Below are 19,413 nucleotides of genomic sequence, written 5' to 3'. Positions count from 1 at the left end.
TACGCCGCCGCCGCGCCGCTGTCACGCGCATCAGGCGCGGCGGCGCAACCGGGCGGCGAAGAATCCGTCCATCCCGCCGCGCTCCGGCCAGAAATCGGGCCGGGCGCGGAAGTCGCCGGCGCGGGTGATGAATGCGGCGTCCCCCGCCTCTTCCGCCGTCACGGCTTCGCGCGCCGCATCCTCATGCGCGCGGAGGAAGGCGTTCGCCTGCGCCTCCCCTTCGGCGCGGATGAGGGAGCAGGTCGCGTAGATCAGGAGGCCGCCGGGGCGGGTCAGCGCGAAGGCCGCCTCCAGCAGGCGGGACTGGAGCGCCGCCGCCTCCGCCACGCCGAGGTCGGCGCGGATATGCGGCAGCTCGGGATGGCGGCGGATCGTGCCGGTGGCGGTGCAGGGCGCGTCGAGGAGGACGAGGTCGAAGGGCTCCGCCTTCCAGTCGAGCGCGTCGGCGACGACGATCTCCGCCGCGAGGCCGGTGCGGGCGAGGTTCTCCCTCAGCCGCTCCGTCCGCGGCTCCGAGGCGTCGAGCGCGGTGACGCGCCAGCCGGCGGCGGCGAGCTGCATCGACTTGCCGCCGGGCGCGGCGCATAGGTCGAGCGCGCGGCGCCCCTCGCCCTTCCCCGCCAGACGGGCTGGGATGGCGGCGGCGGCGTCCTGCGCCCACCATTCGCCCTCCGCATAGCCCGGGAGTTCGGTGATCCGCCCCGGCCGTTCGAGCCGGACGGAGCCGCCGGGCAGCGCCTCCCCGCCGAGCCTTGCGGCGAGGGCCTCCGGGTTTCCGTCGCGCGGCGTGAGATCGAGCGGGGCGGGGCGGAGATGCGCGGCGGCGATGGCGCGGGCGCCGTCGCGGCCCCAGTCCGCGCGGAGCGCGCGCCAGAGCGGGTCCGGCGTCGCGAGGCGGGGCAGGTCGAGCGCGGACCAGATCTCCGGCCCCTCCGCCGCCGTGCGGCGGAGGACGGCGTTGACGAAGCCGGAAAGCCGCGCCGTCTCCCCTTCGGCCTTGGCGAGGCGCACGGCGGCGTCCACCGCCGCATGGGGCGCCTCCCCGAGGGCGAGAAGCTCGGTTCCGGCGAGGCGGAGGATGGCGAGCGCCCCCTCCGGCGGCCGCCGCTCCGCGAGGCTCGCCAGCACGGCGTCCACCGGGCCCACCCAGCGCAAGGTCTCCCGCGCCAGGGTCAGCGCGCGGGCGCGTTCGGGCCCCGCGAGGCCTGCGGGCAGCGCCGCGTCTTCGAGCGGCGCGCCTTCCTCCAGCGCGCGGCGGATGAGGGCGAGCGCGGCGGCGCGGGCGGGCTGGCCGGGGGCGGAGGAGCCGGAGGCGGGGGCCTTCGCCGGGCGGGTCACGCCCACGGGGTCGAGCCGGGGCGGCGGGGGACGCGGCTGCGCCGCTCGATCAGGCTCCGCCCCGCCATCTCCTCCAGCGCGGCGATGCGGTTTTCCGGGTTCGGATGGGTGGAGAAGAGCTTGTCCGCCCCCCGCCCGGTCAGCGGGTTCATGATGAAGAGATGGGCGGAGGCCGGGTTCCGCTCGGCGGAGGGCATCTCGATCCGCCCGGCGAAGCCCGCGATCTTCCTGAGCGCGCCGGCGAGGGCGAGCGGGTCGCCGCAGATCTCCGCCCCCGCCCGGTCCGCCGCGTATTCGCGGGTGCGGGAGATCGTCATCTGCACCACCGTCGCCGCGAGGGGCGCGAGGATCATCACGAGGATCGCGCCGACGGCGCCCATCGGCCCGCGGTCGTTCCGGAAGAAGAGCGCGAATTGCGCGAGGAAGCCGACGGCGCCCGCGATGCTCGCCGCGATGGTCATTATGAGGGTGTCGCGGTTGCGGATATGCGCCAGTTCGTGCGCGATGACGCCCTCCAACTCCGGCTTGGTCAGGAGGCGGATCAGCCCGGTCGTCGCCGCGACCGCCGCGTTGTCCGGGTCCCGCCCGGTGGCGAAGGCGTTCGGCTGGTCGGAATGGATGATGTAGAGCGCCGGCATGGGCAGGCCGGCATTCGCCGCCAGCCGCTCCGTCATCTCGTAGAGTTCCGGCGCGCCGGCGGGCGTGACGGGCTCCGCATTGTGCATCCGGAGCGCCATCCTGTCGGAGTTCCACCAGGCCCAGCCGTTCATGCCGAGCGCGACGAGAAGCGCGATCAACGCGCCGCCCGCGCCGCCGAGGAGATACCCCGCGGTGAGGAAGAGCGCGGTCATCGCCGCCAGCAGCAAGGCTGTCTTTGCGTAGTTCATCCGCTATATCCCCGAGGAGGACAGATCGCGGAGGGATATATGCCTGACGGAGGCCCGGCGAAAGGAGCCGAAGCGCGCATAGCGGAAGCGGCCGCACGCGCGCTCGCGGAGGCGGAGGCGCGGCGGAAGGCGGAGGCTCCGCTGATCCTGCCGAAGGAGCTCGGCGGGCGGGACGGGCCGGAGCCCACGCGCTATGGCGACTGGGAGAAGGACGGGGTCGTCTCCGACTTCTGAGCGAGTCGATTGACTTTTCGGAAAAGCGGCGAATAGTGTTTAGGTGCCGGGTGTGTGGCCGGCGGTGTACATGCTGCGGGGCATTCCATGAACCTCACTCGCCTTCTGCGCGGCGCTTGCGCCGGCGCCGCCCTTGCGGGGGCGTCGGCCCTTTCGTCTCAGGCTGCGTCCTTCGACTTCTCCGCTGTGCTGCCGGCGTTCGAGAGCCTGCCCGAAGCGACGATCGAGGGGACGCTTTCCTTCGACGATTCCGCGTTCATCGAAAACCTCGCATCGCCGGGCGCAGGGTTCATCCCGGGCTCCGCAGTCTCGATCTCGTTCGTTCTTTCCGGCCGGACCTTCACCGAGGCGGACGCCGATGCGAGCCTCGAACTCGAGGTCGAGGATTTCGGCGGGCCTGGCGCGCCGCTCTTCTCGATCCTCGACTTCAACTACGAGTTCGACGGAGACGCGCTTTCCACCTTCGCCTTCGCCTTCGGCGGCGAGCCGGATATCGACGACGCGGGCGACCTCGTGTTCGAGGGCGAGTTCTTCACGTTCATGGGCGGCAACACGACGCCCGGCTCGCCCGGGCCCGGCAACCCCGACGGGGTGATTCCGCTTCCGGCCACCCTGCCGCTCCTCCTCGGCGCGCTCGGCGTCGGCGGGCTTCTTCTGCGGCGCCGGCCCGCCTGAGAGGCGGTTGACGGCGCGCGCCTGACGCCGGATCGTGGCCCTTGCGCAAAGCGGGGGAGCCATGAGCCAGACGTCTATCCGGGACTATATCCGCACCATCCCCGATTTTCCGCATGAGGGCGTCCTTTTCCGGGACGTGACGACGCTCTTCGCCGATCCGCGCGGCTTCCGCATGGCGGTCGACCTCCTCATCCACCCGTTCGCCGGGCGGCGGATCGACCGGGTGGCGGGGCTGGAGGCGCGGGGCTTCATCCTCGGCGGGGCGGCGGCGCACCAGCTTTCCGTCGGCTTCACGCCGATCCGCAAGAAGGGGAAGCTGCCCTTCCGCACCATCGCGGAGGAATACACGCTCGAATACGGCCAGGCGGTGATGGAGGTGCATGACGACGCCATCCAGCCCGGCGAGCAGGTGCTGCTGGTCGACGACCTTCTCGCCACGGGCGGCACGGCGGCGGCGGGGGTTCGGCTGATCGAGCGGCTGGGCGGCGAGGTGGTGGGCTGCGCCTTCGTGATCGACCTGCCCGATCTCGGCGGGCGGAAGCGGCTGGAGGGGATGGGGCTTTCCGTCCATGCGCTCACGGAATTCGAGGGGGCATGAAGCCCGGATTCCTCGAATTCTTCGCCGGCGGGGGCATGGCCCGCGCCGGGCTCGGGCCGGGCTGGGAGTGCCTCTTCGCCAATGACATCGACGCGAAGAAGGCCGCCTCCTATGCCGGGAACTGGGGCGCGGAGGCGTTCCGCCTCGGCGACGTGACGGCGCTTGTCCCCGCGGAGATTCCGGGGCGGGCGGCGCTCGCCTGGGGATCTTTCCCCTGCCAGGACCTCTCGCTCGCCGGGGCGGGGAAGGGGCTCGGCGGGGCGCGGTCGGGGACGTATTTCGCCTTCTGGCGGCTGCTGGCGGGGCTCGCGGCGGAGGGGCGGGCGCCGGCGCTCGTCGCGGTCGAGAACGTCGCCGGGGCGCTGACGGCGCGGGGGGGCGCGGATTTCGCCGCGATCCTCGACGCCTTCGCCGCGAACGGCTACCGCGCCGGGGCGCTGGTGATCGACGCGGCGGCGTTCCTGCCGCAATCGCGCCCGCGGCTCTTCGTGATCGGGGCGCGGGAGGGCGTGCCGCTCCCGGTCGCGGCGGAGCCGGGGGCGTTCCATCCGCCGGCGCTGCTGCGCGCGGTCGCGGCCCTGCCGGACGCCTTGCGCGCCGCGCATCTCCTGCTCCGGCTCCCCGAGCCGCCGCGGCGGAACCTGACGCTTTCCGCGGTCGTGGAGGAGGGCGCGGAGGGCTGGCTGCCGGAGGCGGAGACGGCGCGGCTCCTCTCCCTCATGGCGCCGAGGCATCGCGCGGTGGTGGAGGCGGCGCAGGGGGCGGGGCGGATGGTCCATGGCTGCGTCTTCCGCCGGACGCGGCCCGTGGCGGGCGGGGGCAAGGCGCAGCGGGCGGAAGTGCGGTTCGACGGGCTGGCGGGCTGCCTCCGCACGCCGGGCGGCGGCTCCTCCCGCCAGTTCCTGATCGAGGTCGAGGGGGCGCGCGTCCGCGCCCGGCTGATGACGGCGCGGGAGGCGGCGCGGCTGATGGGGCTCCCCGACGACTACATCCTCCCCGCCCGGCTCAACGCCGCGCTGCATCTGGCGGGGGACGGGGTGGCGCCGCCCGTGGTGCGCTGGCTCGCCGCGCATCTCTTCGAGCCGGCGCTCGGCCTCGCCCCGGCCCGCGCGGCCTGAGCGCCAGGCCCCGTTGCGCGCCCAGGGCGCAGGGACCGACCTTCGACGCATGATCCGCCGCCGGCGAGGGATTTCGGGCGCCGCAAGCGCCGGTCGATTCGCGCAACGCGCGGTCGCGTTTCGGGGGTTTTCGGTCCGAAATCAGGGGGTAACGCCGCAAGGTGCTGTCCTGAAAGGCTTATTTCAGGGTCGGCGTGTATTACAAACGTATTACAAGCGTATTACAAACGTATTGCAGACAGCTTGCTGATCCGGCTTTTCGCGCAATGCCGCGGCGACCCGAACCTTGCGGCGCAATCAGGAAACAGGCGGCGTCCTTAGATCCCGTAAACGCGGCGCGCGCTGGTCGTTTCTCTCCCCGGCCCCGATCAGAGACCTTCCGGGGGAAGGTCGCCGAGGCCGTCGCCCGGAGGCGAAGGCCGCAGGGCGAGGGGCGCCAAGCCGCCGCGTCGGTCGAAGATCTGACTGCGGCCGCCGGAGGGGCGGCGGCCGCGGGCGGATCAGCCGCTTGTCTGATCCGCCGGGCGCTCTCTAAGACGTTCCGAGAAGATCAACAGAATGAGGCGACCGTCGTCCGCGCCCTTCCGCCCCGCCACTGGACAGCGCCCGCGCCCGGCGCCACTCAGGGCGGGAAAGGAGCGCCGCCATGCATGCTTTCCTGAAGGACGTCGAGGCCCGGCTCGAAGACCTGCGCGAGGAGGGGCTCTTCAAGGCGGAGCGCGTGATCGCGACGCCGCAGCAGGGGGAGGTCGCCGTCGCCGGGGCGCCCTCCATCAATCTCTGCGCCAACAATTATCTCGGCCTTGCGGACCATCCCGCGCTCGTCGCGGCGGGGCGGGAGGCGCTGGAGCGCTGGGGCTACGGCATGGCCTCCGTCCGCTTCATCTGCGGCACGCAGGCGCCGCACAAGGCGCTGGAGGCGCGGCTCGCGGCCTTTCTCGGCTTCGAGGACTGCATCCTCTATTCGAGCTGCTTCGACGCCAACGCCGGCCTCTTCGAGACGCTGCTCGGGCCGGAGGACGCGGTGATCTCCGACGCGCTCAACCACGCCTCGATCATCGACGGCGTGCGGCTCTGCAAGGCGCGGCGCCACCGCTATCCGAACGGCGACATGGCCGCGCTCGACGCCGCCTTGCGCGACACGGCGGACGCCCGGCACCGGCTGATCGCGACGGACGGCGTCTTCTCCATGGACGGGCATATCGCGAAGCTGCGGGAGATCTGCGACCTCGCGGAGCGGCATGACGCGATGGTGATGGTGGATGACAGCCACGCGGTCGGCTTCCTCGGGGCGACGGGGCGCGGCTCCCATGAGCATTGCGGGGTGATGGGGCGCGTCCATCTCATGACGGGGACGCTCGGCAAGGCGCTCGGCGGCGCTTCGGGCGGCTATGTGGCGGGGCCGGCGGCGGTGATCGAATGGCTGCGCCAGCGCTCCCGCCCCTATCTCTTCTCCAACAGCCTCGCGCCGATGATCGCGGAGGGCTCGCTCAAGGCGCTCGACCTCGTGGAGCGGGAGCCGGGGCTCAGGGAGCGGCTCTGGCGGAACACGGCGCGGTTCCGGGAGCGGATGAATGCGCTCGGCTTCGAGATATTGCCGGGGGAGCATCCGATCGCGCCCGTCATGCTGCGGGACCCGAAGCTGGCGCAGGAGATGGCGGCGCGGCTGATGGCGCGGGGCGTCTTCGTCGCCGCCTTCTCCTACCCCGTGGTGCCGAAGGGGCAGGACCGCATCCGCACGCAGATGTCCGCCGCGCATGACGAGGCGACGCTGGAGCGGGCGATAGACGCCTTCGCCGCGGTGGGCCGCGAGATGGGAGTGATCGCATGAGGAACGGGATGCGCGCGCTGGTGAAGGCGGAGGCGGCGCCGGGGCTGACGCTCCGGGAGGAGCCGGTGCCGGAGATCGGGCCCGCGGAGGTGCTGATCCGGGTGAAGAAAACGGCGATCTGCGGCACGGACGTGCATATCTGGAACTGGGACGAATGGTCGGCGAAGACGATCCCGGTCCCCATGGTCGTCGGGCACGAGTTTTGCGGCGTGATCGAGGCGGTCGGCCCGGCGGTGACGAAATATGCGCCGGGCCAGCGCGTCTCGGGCGAGGGGCATGTCACCTGCGGGCGCTGCCGCAATTGCCGCGCCGGGCGCGGGCATCTCTGCCGCAACACGAAGGGCGTGGGCGTGAACCGGCCCGGAGCCTTCGCGGATTTCCTCGCGCTGCCGGAGGCGAATGTCGTGCCGATCCCGGACGATGTGCCGGACGAGATCGCCGCGATCTTCGACCCGTTCGGCAACGCCGTCCACACCGCGCTTTCCTTCGACCTCGTGGGGGAGGACGTGCTGGTGACGGGGGCGGGGCCCATCGGCATCATGGGCGCGCTGGTGGCGAAGCGGGCGGGGGCGCGGAAGGTCGTCATCACCGACATCAACGAGGAGCGGCTGGCGCTCGCCGCCCGGCTCGGCGTCGAACATGCGGTGAACCCGGCGAAGCGGTCGCTCCGGGAGGTCATGCCGGAGATCGGGATGACGGAGGGCTTCGACGTCGGGCTCGAAATGTCGGGCGCGGCGCCGGCGATGCGCGACATGATCGGGGCGATGAACAACGGGGGGAAGATCGCGCTCCTCGGCATCGCGCCGGTGGAGTTCGCGGTGGACTGGAACCAGGTCATCTTCAAGATGCTGACGATCAAGGGCATCTACGGGCGGGAGATTTTCGAGACCTGGTACAAGATGATCGGCCTCGTGCAGGGCGGGCTCGACCTTGCGCCGCTCATCACGCACCGGATGCCGGTTGCGGCCTATGCCGACGGGTTCGAGCTGATGCGGCGGGGGGCCTGCGGGAAGGTGGTGCTGGACTGGGGGTGAGGGGGGTTTGCCTCTCGGGCCCTTTGGCGAGGTCATCGAAAGCGACGCACGCTCGCAATTCCTCTCCCCGGCCTCGATCAGCGGGCTTCCGGGGGAAGCCCGCAGAGGCCGTCGCCCGGAGGCGAAGGCCGGAGGGCGAGGGGCGCCAAGCCGCCGCGTCGGTCGAAGATCTGCCGGCGGACGCCGCGGCGGGCGCGGAAACGCGGCCGCCGGGGGGCGGCGGCCGCGGGCAGATCAGCCGCGTGTCTGATCTGCCGGGCGCTCTTGATGGCGGTTCGCGTCAGGTCGGCGGCGCGAACGTTGCAGAGATCGAGATACGATCAACCGGGCGTAGCGCCCCCTCCCTTCCCCGCACCCGCCAAGCCGGATATGAACCGGCCATGACCGGCCCCGCCCCCCTCGCCGTCCTCCTCCTCGCCGCCGGCGAGGGCTCCCGGATGAAATCCGCGCGCCCGAAGCCGCTCCATGAGGTCGGCGGCCTTTCCCTCCTCGGCCATGCGATGCGCGCGGCGGAGGCGGCCTCGCCGGCGCGCGTCGCCGTCGTCGTCGGCGCCGGGGGCGACATGGTCGCGAAGGCGGCGCGGGCGCTGCGCCCGGATGTCGAGATCGCGGAGCAGGCGGAGCGGCGGGGCACCGCGCATGCCGTCCTCGCCGCGCGGGCGACGCTGGCGAGCCATGACGGGGACGCGGCGGTGCTCTACGCCGACACGCCCTTCATCCGGCCCGGGACGCTGGCGGCGATGCGGCGGGCGCGGGCGGAGGGGGCGGGGCTCGTCGTCCTCGGCTTTCGCGCCGCGGAGCCGGGCGGATACGGGCGGCTCGTGATGGAGGGCGCGGAGCTTCTCCGCATCGTCGAGGCGAGGGATGCCGGGCCGGAGGAGCTTTCCATCGACCTTTGCAATTCCGGCGTGATGCTGGCCGACGCCGGGCGGATGCTCCAGTGGCTCGGCGAGGTCGGCTGCGACAACGCGAAGGGCGAGTACTACCTCACCGACCTCGTGGAGATCGCCCGCGCGCATGGCGAGCGGGCGGCGGTGGTGGAATGCCCGGAGGCGGAGACGCTCGGCGTCAATTCCCGCGCCGATCTCGCGGCGGCGGAGGCGGCCTTCCAGGCCGGCGCCCGCGCGGCGGCGATGGCGGGGGGCGCGACGCTGACGGCGCCGGAGACGGTCTGGCTCAGCCATGACACCGCGCTCGGGCGGGACGTGATCGTGGGGCCGAACGTCGTCTTCGGGCCGGGCGTCAGCGTGGCGGATGGCGCCACGGTCCACGCCTTCTGCCATATAGAGGGCGCGCGGCTGGAGGAAGGCGCCGAGGTCGGCCCCTTCGCGCGGCTCCGGCCCGGAACGGTGATCGGGCCCGGCGCGAAGATCGGCGATTTCGTCGAGGTGAAGAACGCCGTCTTCGGCGCCGGGGCGAAGGCGAACCACCTCGCCTATATCGGCGACGCGAATGTGGGCGCCGGCGCGAATATCGGGGCCGGCGCCATCACCTGCAATTACGACGGCGTGATGAAGCACCGGACGGAGATCGGCGCGGGGGCGTTCATCGGCACCAACGCCTCGCTGGTGGCGCCGCTCACCGTGGGCGAGGGCGCCTATGTCGCCTCCGGCTCCGTCATCACGAAGGACGTGGAGCCGGACGCGCTCGCCATCGCCCGCGCGCCGGAGACGCACAGGCGCGGCTTTGTCGCCAAATTCCGGTCAATCTTGCAGGCGAGGAAGGCGGCGGCGAAGAAGGAGAGCGGCTGATGTGCGGCATCATCGGAATTCTCGGCTCGAAGGACGTGGCGCCCGATCTCGTCTCGGCGCTCAAGCGGCTCGAATACCGGGGCTATGACAGCGCGGGGATCGCCACGGTGGCGGAGGGCGCGCTGCTGCGCCGCCGCGCGGTCGGCAAGCTCTCCGCGCTCGCGGCGCTGGTCGCGGCGGAGCCGATCGCGGGGCGGATCGGCATCGGGCACACCCGCTGGGCGACGCATGGCGCGCCGACGACGCGGAACGCGCATCCCCATCATGCCGGGAAGGTCGCCGTCGTCCATAACGGGATCATCGAGAATTACCGCGCGCTCCGGGCCGAGTTGACCGGCCTCGGCCGGAACTTCGAGACCGAGACGGATACGGAGACGGTGGTGCAGCTCTGCACCCATCTGATGCAGACCGGCCTTTCGCCGGAGGACGCGGCGGCGGCGACGCTGGCGCGGCTCGAAGGGGCCTTCGCGCTCTGCTTCCTCTTCGACGGGGAGGAGGACCTGATCGTCGCCGCCCGCCGGGGCTCCCCGCTCGCCATCGGCTATGGCGATGGGGAGATGTATGTGGGGTCGGACGCGCTGGCGCTCGCCCCGCTCACCAGCCGCATCGCCTATCTCGACGAGGGGGACTGGGCCGTGCTTCGCCGCAGCGGCGCGACGATCCACGATGCGGACGGTCGGTTCGTGGAGCGCCCGGTCCGCGTCGTCTCGGTCGAGAACGTGCTGATGGACAAGGGCGAGCACCGGCATTTCATGGCGAAGGAGATCCATGAGCAGCCGACCGTCGCGGGCTACGCCGTCGCCGCCTATGTGGACGCGGCGCGACGCGCCGTCGTCTCCCCCGCCGAGGCGGTGGATTTCTCGAAGGTCGGGCGGCTGACGCTCGTCGCCTGCGGCACGGCCTATTACGCCTGCCATGTGGCGAAATACTGGTTCGAGTCGATCGCGCGGCTGCCTGTCGAGATCGAGATCGCCTCGGAATTCCGCTATCGCGAGCCGCCCCTCTCCCGCTCCGACGCGGCGATCTTCGTCAGCCAGTCGGGCGAGACGGCGGACACGCTGGCCGCGCTCCGCTACGCGAAGGGCCGGGTGGGGACGGTGCTCGCCGTCGTCAACGTGCCGGAAAGCTCCATCGCCCGGGCGGCGGACATCGTGCTGCCGATCCGCGCCGGGACGGAGATCGGCGTCGCCTCGACCAAGGCCTTCACCTGCCAGCTCGTCACCCTTGCGACCACGGCGATCCTCGCCGCGCGGCAGCGGGGGGAGATCGACGCGGCGGGGGAGGCGCGGCTCACCGACCTCCTCGCCGAGACCCCGCGCCGGCTCGCCGAGGCGCTGGCGCTGGAGCCGGAGATCGCGGACCTCGCGCACGAGATCGCGAAGGCGCGGGACGTTCTCTATCTCGGCCGCGGCGCGATGTATCCGATGGCGCTGGAAGGGGCGCTGAAGCTCAAGGAGCTCTCCTATATCCATGCGGAGGGCTACGCCTCCGGCGAGATGAAGCACGGGCCCATCGCCCTGATCGAGGATACGGTGCCGGTGATCGTGCTGGCGCCGACAGACACGGTCTTCGGCAAGACCGTCTCCAACATGCAGGAGGTGATGGCGCGCGGCGCGAAGGTGGCGCTGATCACGGACGCGAACGGCGCGGCGCTCGCCGGGGCGGAGGCCTGGCGGATCGTTGTTTTGCCGGCGGTGGACCCCTTCATTGCGCCCATCGTCTACGCCGTGCCGGCCCAGCTCCTCGCCTATCACGCCGCGCTCGCAAAGGGGACGGATGTGGACCAGCCGCGAAATCTCGCCAAATCGGTCACAGTCGAGTAAGCTGCCGCCCGAACGGTCTGGAGACCGGCGGAAGAGCCGGCGGAGGCGAGGGCATGTTTAGACGGGGCTTCGGCGCGCTGGCGCTGACAGCGGCGCTGGGGCTGGCGCTGACGGGGTGCGCGCCGAAACGGCAGGAGGCCGCGGGGCCGACTCCCTATGACAGGACGGTGGTGAACGACTGCTATACGGTCGATCTCTTCACGGTCGCCAAGGTCGAGACGCCGGGGCCCGACGTGCCGGCGGAATGGGCCGGCTTCTCGGGCAAGTGGGGCAGCGCGGCCTGGGACGGGAAGTGGTGCCATGACCTTCACATCCTGAAGATCGCGGCCAGCGGCGAGGTGGACCTGATGGACCTCCACGCCCCCTACGAGCCCTGGGCGAAGCCCGCCACCGCCTTCCGCCGCAAGGGCTTCATCACGAAGGAGGGGCGGCTCCGCGTCTCCTACGGCGCGGTGATCGCGGAATACTGGCTGGAGAACGGCCGGCTCTACGGCCTTCGCAAGGAAGGGAGCGGCGAGCTGCGGATCGCCATGCTGCCGCGCGTGAACTCGCGGCTGTGACGCCGGAGGCGGCGCTCGCCGCGCTCGAGGCGGGCGCGGATGCGGAGCGCGCCGCGGGGATGGCGGCCTATCACAAGGCCCCCCGGCGCTATCTTGGCGTCACCAACGGGGAGATCGACCTCCGCGTGGCGGAATGGCGCGCGGCGCTGGATGTTCCGGGCCGCGTCGCGCTCGCGGACGGGCTCTGGCGCACGGACGTTCACGAGGCGATGGTCGCCGCCGCGAAGCTGCTCATTCAGGCGCGGATTCCCGATGACGGGCCGGTCTGGCGGCTCATCGCCTCCTGGGCGCCCGGCTTCGACGCCTGGGCGGTCGCCGATAGCGCGGCGAGCGCGGGGGAGCGGCGGCTCGCCGCGGACCCGGCCCGGCTCGACGAGGTGGAGGGCTGGACGAATTCCGAAAACATGTGGACGCGCCGCGCGGCGCTGACCTTCACGCTCCACCTCGCCAAGGGCCGCTTCGCCCCGCCGGAGCAGCGGGAGCGCGTGCTCGGCTGGGCCGCGGGCTATGCGGCGGACCGGGAGTGGTTCATCCAGAAGGCGGTCGCCTGGTGGCTTCGCACCCTCTCGAAGCGGGACCCGGAGCGCGTGCGCGCCTTCCTCGCCGCGCATGGGGAGGCGATGAAGGCTTTCGCGCGGAAGGAGGCGGGGAAGTATTTGTGATGGATCGCCACGGGCCGGTCGGGTCCGCTCTGCAATCCGTCGATTTCCGGCGCGGGTGGGCCGCAATGACTTCTCTCAAATTCGATCTTTGGTAGGCAATTGGCACGATTTATTATTTGCGATTTTCACTGTTCATAGTAGTCTTTCTTAATTATGATAAAGTCTTCTTTTCCGGGAACGGATGCGCCAATCTTCTTTTTTTCTACATCGGCCCACTCTAATATAGCATCAGCAAATTTTTCCAGATCAAGGTTCTTCTTCGCGGCGCCGGAAAGTTTGCCTCTGTATCTTGTGGCCGCCTCCGCCGCGAACTTGCGCTGACTGCTGTCTTTCTCGAGCGCCTTGGTTTCCTTCTTGGACTCGTTTTTCAGGCGCTGCTTTTCGCGCTGTCTGGCTTCCTCCTGCTCCTTCTCGAATTGTTCGCGCTTCAACCGCGCCTCGTACTCCAACCGAAGCTGGTAGCCTTTCTCGAACTTCAGTCGCGCCTCGTGTTCCGAAACCGGGTTCCCGCCTATCCTGTACTCTACGACCGCTACGAGCGGGATCTCTTCCAACAAGATCTCACGATTTTTCTCGGCGCTGTAAATATATTTCCTTTTTTCCTTTATAGCATTGCTGTCAGCATATTTCTTGCTGGCGAGAGACGTCTTGCCCGCGTGCGACTCCTCCAGGTGGATATCGAAGATCTTGCTCTTGGCGATCTTCGATAGATCGATCTTGATGACGGCTTCGTCGGTGAAGGTCGTGCCGTGATTGCTGAAGATCGTGCGCGTCTGGTTTCGCGTGACGGAGAGGAGGCGCTGGTCTTCGCCGCTGCCGTCACGCTGCTGAAGAAACTCCCTCTCCGCCTGCGTGATCCGGTCCGTCTTGCCGCGCGATCCGAACTCATAATTCTCCAGTTGGCTCCCGATTTCCAGCGTCGGGTTGCGCGGGGTGATCTTGCCCTTCGAGAAGAGGTCGTTCATCTGCGCGGCGCTGCATCCGCGCACGACGTAGCGGCTAATATAGAGATTGCGGCTGTCCTGAACGTATTCCTTCGTCGTGCCCTTCTTCACGAAGACGCCGGCGTCTGCGCCGGCCGTGAAGCGGGCTTCGCCTTCGACGATTTCCAGCAGGACGGCTTTGGTCGCTATGCTGATGAACTGACAACCGCGCGCGCCGCGGCGCTGGCACAGCACCTGTGCCGAGAGCGTCGTCTGCACGTCCTTCACTATGTTGTCGATATTCCAGCCGGAATCCTGATAGTCCCGGTGGAAACTGTGAAGCACCTCCACGCGCGCCTCTCTAAATTCTTCTTCTTCTTCCTTGTCCCTTGAGACACCTATTTTTCCGATTGCGAGATCTTTAACTGATTCTATCGCATCCTTGTATTTCTTTTTCCGACTGCGCTCGTCTTCGACGATCCGCTCGATAGCGTCGATCAGATCCTGATCGTTCGGGTTCGCCGCCGTTCCGGCCACGAACGCGACCTTGTCCCCCGCCCTCTGGATCAGGGCCTTGCGCTGCGCCGCCGCAATCGCGCGCGGCAGGGAGCGCACGGCCGGCGCCCTGCTGACCGTCGTCGCCGCGGAGGCCCGTTCGCCCATCCGGTCCGCCTCGGCTTCGAGCGCCGCGTCCTGCACGACGGTCAGGGCGCCGGCGCCGCCGCGCACCCGGCCTTGCCGCTGTTGCAGGACATGGGCGAGTTCATGGCCGAGAAGGCGCCTCCCCTCCGCGCTTTCCGGGCGAAAGCGGCCGGGCGCGAAATAGATGTCTGCGCCGGCGGTGAAGGCGATGGCGCCGATCCGCTCCGCCTGCGGGCCGACATGGATGCGCACATCTCCGAAATCCGCCCCGAACGCCTGTTCCATCTGCGCGCGAACGGATCCAGGCAGCGCGCGTCCGGGGCCATTGGTGCGCAGCACGGCGGGGTCCACCGCGAAACGGTCGCTCAAGCGACCATGCAAGGCGGGAAGCGCGGCGGCGCGCTGCGCCGCTCCGGCGGCATTCGGGCGGCCCGCGGCTGCGGGGCGCAGTACGGCCCGTGCGACCGGCGCCGCGGCGCGCGGCGGCGCGGCCATAAAGACGGGCTGCGGCGCGACGCGGGGACGGCCGCCGGCGAAGAAGCCCTGAAGCACATCGGACGGCAACGGCGCCTCCCACGGAACTCGCAACAGGTTATCACAGGGCGAAGCCGGCCGCACAGCGAAAGGTTGCGTCGACGCAAGCGCCTCGCGTGTTGCGAGACAAGGGCGAAAGCGGCTATTCCGCGCGCGCTTCGCCGCCCCGCCAGACTTCCACGATGGCGGCGATGTCCCTCTCCCCGTCCCCCGCCGCCGAACTCGCGCGCATCGCGGCGAGCGCGGCGGAGACCATCGGGAGGGCGCCGCCCGCGCGTTCGACCTCCGCAAGGTCCTTGATCATCGTGTCGGTCGCGCCGAGGGGCGGGTCGTAGGTTCGCGCCGCCATGCGGGGGGCGAAGATCTGGAAGGGGCGGGAATCGGCGAAGCCGCCGGCGAGCGCCCCGGTGAGGAGCGCCGGGTCCACCCCCGTCCGCTCCGCGAAGGCCACCGCCTCGGCCACCACCGCCATCGTGCAGCCGGCGATGATCTGGTTCACGAGCTTCGTCGCCTGCCCCGCGCCCGGCCCGCCCATATGGGTGTAGCGGGCGGAGAGATGCGCCATGACCGGGCGGAGCCGCTCCGCCGCCGCCGCCTCGCCCCCCGCCATGATCGCGAGCGTCCCCGCCGCGGCGCCGGGCGCGCCGCCGGAGACGGGGCAATCCACCCAGTCCATCCCGTTCAAAGCCTTCAGCCGGGCGCCGAAGTCGCGCGTCGCCTCCGGCGGGATCGTGCCGAAATCGGCGAGGATCGCGGCGCCCTTCCCCTCCGCCACGCCTGCGGGGCCGAATACGACCGCCTCGACCGCCTTCGCGTCCATCAGGTTGAGCATGACGATGTCGACCGCGGCGGCGAGCGCGGCGGGGCTTTCCGCCACGGCGGCGCCGCGCGCGGCGAAGGGCGCGGCCTTCTCCGCGCTGCGGTTCCAGACGGTGAGGGGGAAGCCGGCCTCGATCAGCCGGCCCGCCATCGGCGCGCCCATGAGGCCGAGGCCGATGAAGCCGATGCGCTCAGTCATCCGCGATCTCGTCCATCGGCCATTCGGCGGCGCCGTCATGCGTCACCGCGCCGAGATGGGCGGAGCCGACGCTTTCCGCGTATTTCTGGAGCGCGCCGGCGAGCCGGGCCTGTTTCCGCGGGGTCCAGGCGGCCCGCCGCCGGTCCATCTCCTCGGGCGGGATCAGGAGGTCGAGCGTTCCCTTCTCCGCATCGACCCTCACGAGATCGCCGGTCTGCACGAGCGCGAACGGGCCGCCCGCCGCGGCCTCCGGCGAGACATAGCCGACGCAGAGGCCGCGGGTCGCGCCGGAGAAGCGGCCGTCCGTCACCAGCGCGACCTTCTCCCCCATGCCCTGGCCGTAGATCATCGCGGTCGGCCCCAGCATCTCCCGCATCCCCGGCCCGCCCTTCGGCCCCTCGTTGCGGATGATGACGACGTCGCCCGCCGCGTATGCGGAGGCGCGGATCGCCTTCACCGCCTCCTCCTCGCTCTCGAAGACGCGGGCGGGGCCTTCATGGACGAGCGCCTTCAGCCCGGCGACCTTGATGAGCGCGCCGTCGGGCGCGAGGCTGCCTTTCAGGACGACGACGCCGCCGGTGGGGGAGATCGGGTTCGAGAGGGGGCGGATCACCGTTCCGTCCGGCTCCGGCGCGTCCTTCACCAGTTCGCCGAGGGTCAGGCCGGTCACGGTCGGCGTGTCGGGGTGGATATGGCCGCCCTTGATGAGTTCCTTCACCACGACGGCGACGCCGCCGACATCGTGCACGTCCTTCGCGAAGAAGCGCCCGCCGGGCTGCATGTCCGCGATCAGCGGCGTGCGCTGGAGCACTTCGGCCACATCGTCGAGCGTGAAGCGGATGCCGGCCTCATGCGCGATGGCGGGGATGTGGAGCGCGGCGTTGGTGGAGCCGCCGGTGGCGGCGACGAGGGCGCAGGCGTTTTCGAGGCTCTCCCGCGTCACGAGCTGGCGCGGGGTCGGCCCGCCGCGGCGGAGGATCTCCATCACCGTGATCCCGGCGCGCCGGCCCATCGCCTTCCGCTCCGCCGCGACCGCGGGGGCGGTGGCGGAGCCGGGGAGGGCGAAGCCCATCACCTCCGCCACCATCGCCATCGTGGAGGCGGTGAACTGGCCGGGGCAGGCGCCAATCGTCGTCATCGCGGCCTTTTCCATGCGCTTCAGCGTTCCGCGGTCCAGCTCGCCCTTCTGCACGGCGCCCACCGCCTCGTAGGCGTTGATGACGGAGAAGGGCTTGCCGCCGAATTCGGAGGCGAGCGTCGCGCCGCCGTGAAGAAAGACGGAGGGAACGTCCAGCCGCGTCATCGCCATCATCATGGCGGGGAGGTTCTTGTCGCAGGCGCCGTAGGCGACGAGCCCGTCATAGCAATGGCCGCGGACGACAAGCTCCACCGAATCGGCGATCACCTCCCGGCTCACCAGCGAGCATTTCATGCCCTGGTGGTTCATCGAGATGGCGTCGGAGATCGAGATCGTGGTGAAGCGCCGCGGCGTGCCGCCGCCTTCCTGCACGCCCGCGCAGGCATGCTCCGCCTGCGCGGCGAGGCCCATGTTGCAGGGGGACATCTCGCCCTCGGTCGTCACGACGCCGATGAAGGGGCGCGCAATCTCCTCGTCATCCAGCCCCATGCCGCGCATGAAGGCGCGGTGGGGCGTGCGGTCCACCCCCTCGGTCACGATGCGGGAGCGCAAGCTGCGCCCCTTGAAGCCGTCTTCGGCCATGCCATACCCTCCCTGACGTCGAGGCGAGGCTATCCGCCGGGGCGGGGGGCGCAAGGGGAGACGAAGATGACGCCGCTGATCGGTATGATCGTGCCGCCCGCCGCCGGGGAGGTTCCGCCGGAGGCGGCGGCGCTCCACCCCGACGGGCGGTTCATCGCGGAGGGGCTCGGGCTCACGCGGCTGACGCCGGAGGGATACGACTCCGTCATCGGGGAGGTCGAGGCGGCGGCGCGGCGGCTCGCGGCGCGGGGGGCGGAGGCGGTGGCGCTGATGGGCACCTCGCTCAGCTTCTATCGCGGCGCCGCGTTCAACCGCGACCTCATCGCGCGGATGGAGGCGGCTTCGGGCGTTCCCTGCACCACGATGAGCGTCTCCGTCGCCTCCGCGCTCCGCGCGCTCGGCGCAAGGCGCGTGGCGGTCGGCGCGGCCTATGGCGAGCGGGTGAACGCGCCGCTCAGGGCCTTTCTGGAGGAGGAGGGGTTCGCGGTCGTCCGCCTCGAAGCGATGGGGATCGAGGATGTGGAGGCGATCTTCCGGGTGACGGAGGCGGAGCTTCTGGCCCTCGGGCGCAGGGCGGCTGAGGGCGGCGGGGCGGATGCGCTCTTCCTCTCCTGCGGGGGGCTCCGCACGCTTTCCGTCACCCGGCCGCTGGAGGCGGAGACGGGCCTGCCCGTCATCTCCTCCGCCGTCGCCGGGGTCTGGGGCGCGATGCGGCTCGCCGGGGCCGGTCAGGCGGTTCCGGGCGCGGGGCGGCTGCTCGCGCTCGCCTGAGGGTTCAGACGAAGGCCATGCGCTCCGCCCGCTCCGGGTCGGGGAAGGGGCGGTAGAGCGCCACGTCGACCTCGCCGACCATCTGGTGGACGCTGTTGTGCAGCTTCTCCACCTGGTCGCCGCCGGAGCCGATGAAGCGGAACGCCTGGTCGAGCTGCGCCATGTCCTCCACCTCGATCTCCAGCAGGAAATCGCGGGCGCGCGGGCCGCCGAAGCCGAGCTTCCGCCGGCAGAGCCGCCAGGAGAGGATCACGCCCTGCGCCTGCAGCGCGTTCATCCAGGCCTCCATCGCCACGGCGAAGGACATGGCCTTCGCGCTGTCCCGAAGGTCGATGGAGCAGTGATAGAGGTTCATGGCGGCCTCCCGGATGTTTGCGGGAGCAGTCTCGCGCAGCAAGGTCGCCAAAGGATTAAGGCGCGACGGGGCGATGCGCGCCCTGCTTCGCCGTCACTCGATCCAGCGGAAGGCGTCGCCCTCGGCCTCGACCCGGCCGAGAGAGGGCAGGGTGAAATGGCTGCCGAGAACGGTCGCCCCTGTCTCCGCCGCCTGTTCGAGGAAAAAGCGGCGGGAGGCGACGGCCATCGGGCCGTCCGAATCGTACTTGAACCGCCAGTCGGGCCGCCAGCACTGGACGGTGGAATGGAGCGCGTCCCCCGTGATCATCGCCTCCCGGCCTTCGCTCCGGATCAGCACCGAGACATGGCCGGGCGTGTGGCCGGGGGTGGGGACGAGGGAGACTTCGTCGCCCAGCATGTGATCCGCGCCGGCGAGTTCCGCCTGCCCGGCCTCGATGACGGGCGAGACGCTCTCGCGCCAGAGGTCGGAGCCGCGGGCGCGCTGCATCGCCTCGTCCGCCGCCGGCATGAGGTAGCGCGCCTTCGGGAAGGTGGGGACCCAGCGGCCGTCCAGCAGTTGCGTGTTCCAGCCGACATGATCGGTGTGGAGATGGGTGCAGAGCACGAAGCCCACATCCTCGACCCCGACGCCCGCCGCTTCGAGGCCCGCCATGAAGCGCGCATCCTTGCGCTGATGCCATGCGGGGAGCCCCGGCACGGTCTTGTCATTGCCGACGCAGGCGTCGACGAGGATGAAATGGGAGGGCGTCTTCAGCAGGAAGCCCTGAATGGGCAGGATCACCCGGCCCGAATGCGGGCAGAGGCAGCGGGGAACATGCCGCTCCACCGCCGCCCGCGCCTCCGGCCCGGCTTCGGGCCAGAGTTCTTCGGGCGTCAGGAACGGGGCGTTGATCTCCAGAATCCGCCAGATCTCGACGGCCCCGACCCTGCACAGCAT

At 70.8% G+C, this 19,413-nt stretch carries 18 protein-coding genes; 11 read left to right on the top strand and 7 right to left on the bottom strand.

Going from position 1 to position 19,413, the window contains the following annotated elements; genetic code table 11:
* Positions 1 to 30: 30 nt before the first annotated feature.
* On the bottom strand, positions 31 to 1,344 hold the full coding sequence (locus tag ACE37J_RS04425; RefSeq protein WP_409707634.1) for an RsmB/NOP family class I SAM-dependent RNA methyltransferase: 1,314 nt from the start codon (positions 1,342 to 1,344) through the stop codon (positions 31 to 33).
* Positions 1,335 to 2,225: a zinc metalloprotease HtpX gene (htpX, locus tag ACE37J_RS04420; RefSeq protein ID WP_409707631.1), complete on the bottom strand. Its 891-nt coding sequence runs from the start codon at positions 2,223 to 2,225 to the stop codon at positions 1,335 to 1,337. The genes ACE37J_RS04425 and htpX overlap by 10 nt, the downstream gene beginning before the upstream one ends.
* 39 nt (positions 2,226 to 2,264) lie before the next feature.
* Here htpX and ACE37J_RS04415 point away from each other — a divergent pair, with 39 nt between their 5' ends.
* The 10 genes from ACE37J_RS04415 (at position 2,265) to ACE37J_RS04370 (ending at position 12,511) form a co-directional block, all read left to right on the top strand.
* Positions 2,265 to 2,459: a DUF1674 domain-containing protein gene (locus ACE37J_RS04415; protein ID WP_409707628.1), complete on the top strand. Its 195-nt coding sequence runs from the start codon at positions 2,265 to 2,267 to the stop codon at positions 2,457 to 2,459.
* Positions 2,460 to 2,546: 87 nt separating this feature from the next.
* Complete coding sequence (locus ACE37J_RS04410) at positions 2,547 to 3,134, top strand: hypothetical protein (RefSeq protein ID WP_409707625.1); 588 nt, start codon at positions 2,547 to 2,549, stop codon at positions 3,132 to 3,134.
* Between the two features lie 61 nt (positions 3,135 to 3,195).
* Positions 3,196 to 3,732, top strand: coding sequence for an adenine phosphoribosyltransferase (locus ACE37J_RS04405; RefSeq protein ID WP_409707622.1), 537 nt, complete (start codon positions 3,196 to 3,198; stop codon positions 3,730 to 3,732).
* Positions 3,729 to 4,850 carry a DNA cytosine methyltransferase gene (locus ACE37J_RS04400; protein WP_409707619.1) on the top strand — a complete coding sequence of 374 codons (1,122 nt, stop codon included), beginning with the start codon at positions 3,729 to 3,731 and terminating at the stop codon, positions 4,848 to 4,850. Before ACE37J_RS04405 ends, ACE37J_RS04400 begins: the two co-directional genes overlap by 4 nt.
* 646 nt (positions 4,851 to 5,496) lie before the next feature.
* Positions 5,497 to 6,681 carry a glycine C-acetyltransferase gene (locus ACE37J_RS04395; protein WP_409707616.1) on the top strand — a complete coding sequence of 395 codons (1,185 nt, stop codon included), beginning with the start codon at positions 5,497 to 5,499 and terminating at the stop codon, positions 6,679 to 6,681.
* A gap of 8 nt (positions 6,682 to 6,689) precedes the next feature.
* Positions 6,690 to 7,715, top strand: coding sequence for an L-threonine 3-dehydrogenase (tdh, locus tag ACE37J_RS04390; protein ID WP_409707991.1), 1,026 nt, complete (start codon positions 6,690 to 6,692; stop codon positions 7,713 to 7,715).
* A 380-nt stretch (positions 7,716 to 8,095) separates the two neighbouring features.
* Positions 8,096 to 9,466 (top strand): bifunctional UDP-N-acetylglucosamine diphosphorylase/glucosamine-1-phosphate N-acetyltransferase GlmU, encoded by a 1,371-nt coding sequence (gene glmU, locus ACE37J_RS04385; protein ID WP_409707613.1) that lies wholly within the window; start codon positions 8,096 to 8,098, stop codon positions 9,464 to 9,466.
* Positions 9,466 to 11,289, top strand: a complete 1,824-nt coding sequence (glmS, locus tag ACE37J_RS04380; RefSeq protein WP_409707610.1) for a glutamine--fructose-6-phosphate transaminase (isomerizing) — start codon at positions 9,466 to 9,468, stop codon at positions 11,287 to 11,289. Before glmU ends, glmS begins: the two co-directional genes overlap by 1 nt.
* Before the next feature lie 53 nt (positions 11,290 to 11,342).
* Complete coding sequence (locus ACE37J_RS04375) at positions 11,343 to 11,849, top strand: hypothetical protein (RefSeq protein ID WP_409707607.1); 507 nt, start codon at positions 11,343 to 11,345, stop codon at positions 11,847 to 11,849.
* A complete protein-coding gene (locus ACE37J_RS04370) occupies positions 11,846 to 12,511 on the top strand; it encodes a DNA alkylation repair protein (protein WP_409707604.1) in 666 nt (221 codons plus the stop codon). Before ACE37J_RS04375 ends, ACE37J_RS04370 begins: the two co-directional genes overlap by 4 nt.
* Before the next feature lie 125 nt (positions 12,512 to 12,636).
* Here the strand turns inward: ACE37J_RS04370 and ACE37J_RS04365 are convergent, their stop codons facing one another.
* From ACE37J_RS04365 to ilvD, 3 genes are all read right to left on the bottom strand, one after another.
* Positions 12,637 to 14,640, bottom strand: coding sequence for a DUF4157 domain-containing protein (locus ACE37J_RS04365; protein WP_409707601.1), 2,004 nt, complete (start codon positions 14,638 to 14,640; stop codon positions 12,637 to 12,639).
* Between the two features lie 112 nt (positions 14,641 to 14,752).
* A complete protein-coding gene (locus tag ACE37J_RS04360) occupies positions 14,753 to 15,628 on the bottom strand; it encodes an NAD(P)-dependent oxidoreductase (protein ID WP_409707598.1) in 876 nt (291 codons plus the stop codon).
* Positions 15,621 to 17,348 (bottom strand): dihydroxy-acid dehydratase, encoded by a 1,728-nt coding sequence (ilvD, locus tag ACE37J_RS04355; RefSeq protein WP_409707595.1) that lies wholly within the window; start codon positions 17,346 to 17,348, stop codon positions 15,621 to 15,623. Before ilvD ends, ACE37J_RS04360 begins: the two co-directional genes overlap by 8 nt.
* Positions 17,349 to 17,414: 66 nt before the next feature.
* Between ilvD and ACE37J_RS04350 the strand changes: the two genes are divergently transcribed.
* Complete coding sequence (locus tag ACE37J_RS04350; protein WP_409707592.1) at positions 17,415 to 18,119, top strand: aspartate/glutamate racemase family protein; 705 nt, start codon at positions 17,415 to 17,417, stop codon at positions 18,117 to 18,119.
* Between the two features lie 4 nt (positions 18,120 to 18,123).
* Here ACE37J_RS04350 and ACE37J_RS04345 read toward each other — a convergent pair whose 3' ends face one another.
* Positions 18,124 to 18,474: a DUF6614 family protein gene (locus tag ACE37J_RS04345; RefSeq protein WP_409707589.1), complete on the bottom strand. Its 351-nt coding sequence runs from the start codon at positions 18,472 to 18,474 to the stop codon at positions 18,124 to 18,126.
* A 93-nt stretch (positions 18,475 to 18,567) separates the two neighbouring features.
* Positions 18,568 to 19,413, bottom strand: a complete 846-nt coding sequence (locus tag ACE37J_RS04340; protein WP_409707586.1) for an MBL fold metallo-hydrolase — start codon at positions 19,411 to 19,413, stop codon at positions 18,568 to 18,570.

Origin of the sequence: Pikeienuella sp. (assembly GCF_046290545.1) — a bacterium.
In the GTDB taxonomy this organism is placed as follows: Bacteria; Pseudomonadota; Alphaproteobacteria; order Rhodobacterales; family Rhodobacteraceae; genus Pikeienuella.
Note: the sequence above shows the minus strand (reverse complement) of the source record. Positions and strands in the feature narration are given on the sequence as shown.

Bases quoted from the DNA above. Each gene is read 5' to 3' on its own strand.
- htpX (WP_409707631.1), bottom strand. From the start codon at position 2,225: ATGAACTACGCAAAGACAGCCTTGCTGCTGGCGGCGATGACCGCGCTC.
- ACE37J_RS04415 (WP_409707628.1), top strand. From the start codon at position 2,265: ATGCCTGACGGAGGCCCGGCGAAAGGAGCCGAAGCGCGCATAGCGGAA.
- ACE37J_RS04410 (WP_409707625.1), top strand. From the start codon at position 2,547: ATGAACCTCACTCGCCTTCTGCGCGGCGCTTGCGCCGGCGCCGCCCTT.
- ACE37J_RS04405 (WP_409707622.1), top strand. From the start codon at position 3,196: ATGAGCCAGACGTCTATCCGGGACTATATCCGCACCATCCCCGATTTT.
- ACE37J_RS04400 (WP_409707619.1), top strand. From the start codon at position 3,729: ATGAAGCCCGGATTCCTCGAATTCTTCGCCGGCGGGGGCATGGCCCGC.
- ACE37J_RS04395 (WP_409707616.1), top strand. From the start codon at position 5,497: ATGCATGCTTTCCTGAAGGACGTCGAGGCCCGGCTCGAAGACCTGCGC.
- tdh (WP_409707991.1), top strand. From the start codon at position 6,690: ATGCGCGCGCTGGTGAAGGCGGAGGCGGCGCCGGGGCTGACGCTCCGG.
- glmU (WP_409707613.1), top strand. From the start codon at position 8,096: ATGACCGGCCCCGCCCCCCTCGCCGTCCTCCTCCTCGCCGCCGGCGAG.
- glmS (WP_409707610.1), top strand. From the start codon at position 9,466: ATGTGCGGCATCATCGGAATTCTCGGCTCGAAGGACGTGGCGCCCGAT.
- ACE37J_RS04375 (WP_409707607.1), top strand. From the start codon at position 11,343: ATGTTTAGACGGGGCTTCGGCGCGCTGGCGCTGACAGCGGCGCTGGGG.
- ACE37J_RS04360 (WP_409707598.1), bottom strand. From the start codon at position 15,628: ATGACTGAGCGCATCGGCTTCATCGGCCTCGGCCTCATGGGCGCGCCG.
- ilvD (WP_409707595.1), bottom strand. From the start codon at position 17,348: ATGGCCGAAGACGGCTTCAAGGGGCGCAGCTTGCGCTCCCGCATCGTG.
- ACE37J_RS04350 (WP_409707592.1), top strand. From the start codon at position 17,415: ATGACGCCGCTGATCGGTATGATCGTGCCGCCCGCCGCCGGGGAGGTT.
- ACE37J_RS04345 (WP_409707589.1), bottom strand. From the start codon at position 18,474: ATGAACCTCTATCACTGCTCCATCGACCTTCGGGACAGCGCGAAGGCC.
- ACE37J_RS04340 (WP_409707586.1), bottom strand. From the start codon at position 19,413: ATGCTGTGCAGGGTCGGGGCCGTCGAGATCTGGCGGATTCTGGAGATC.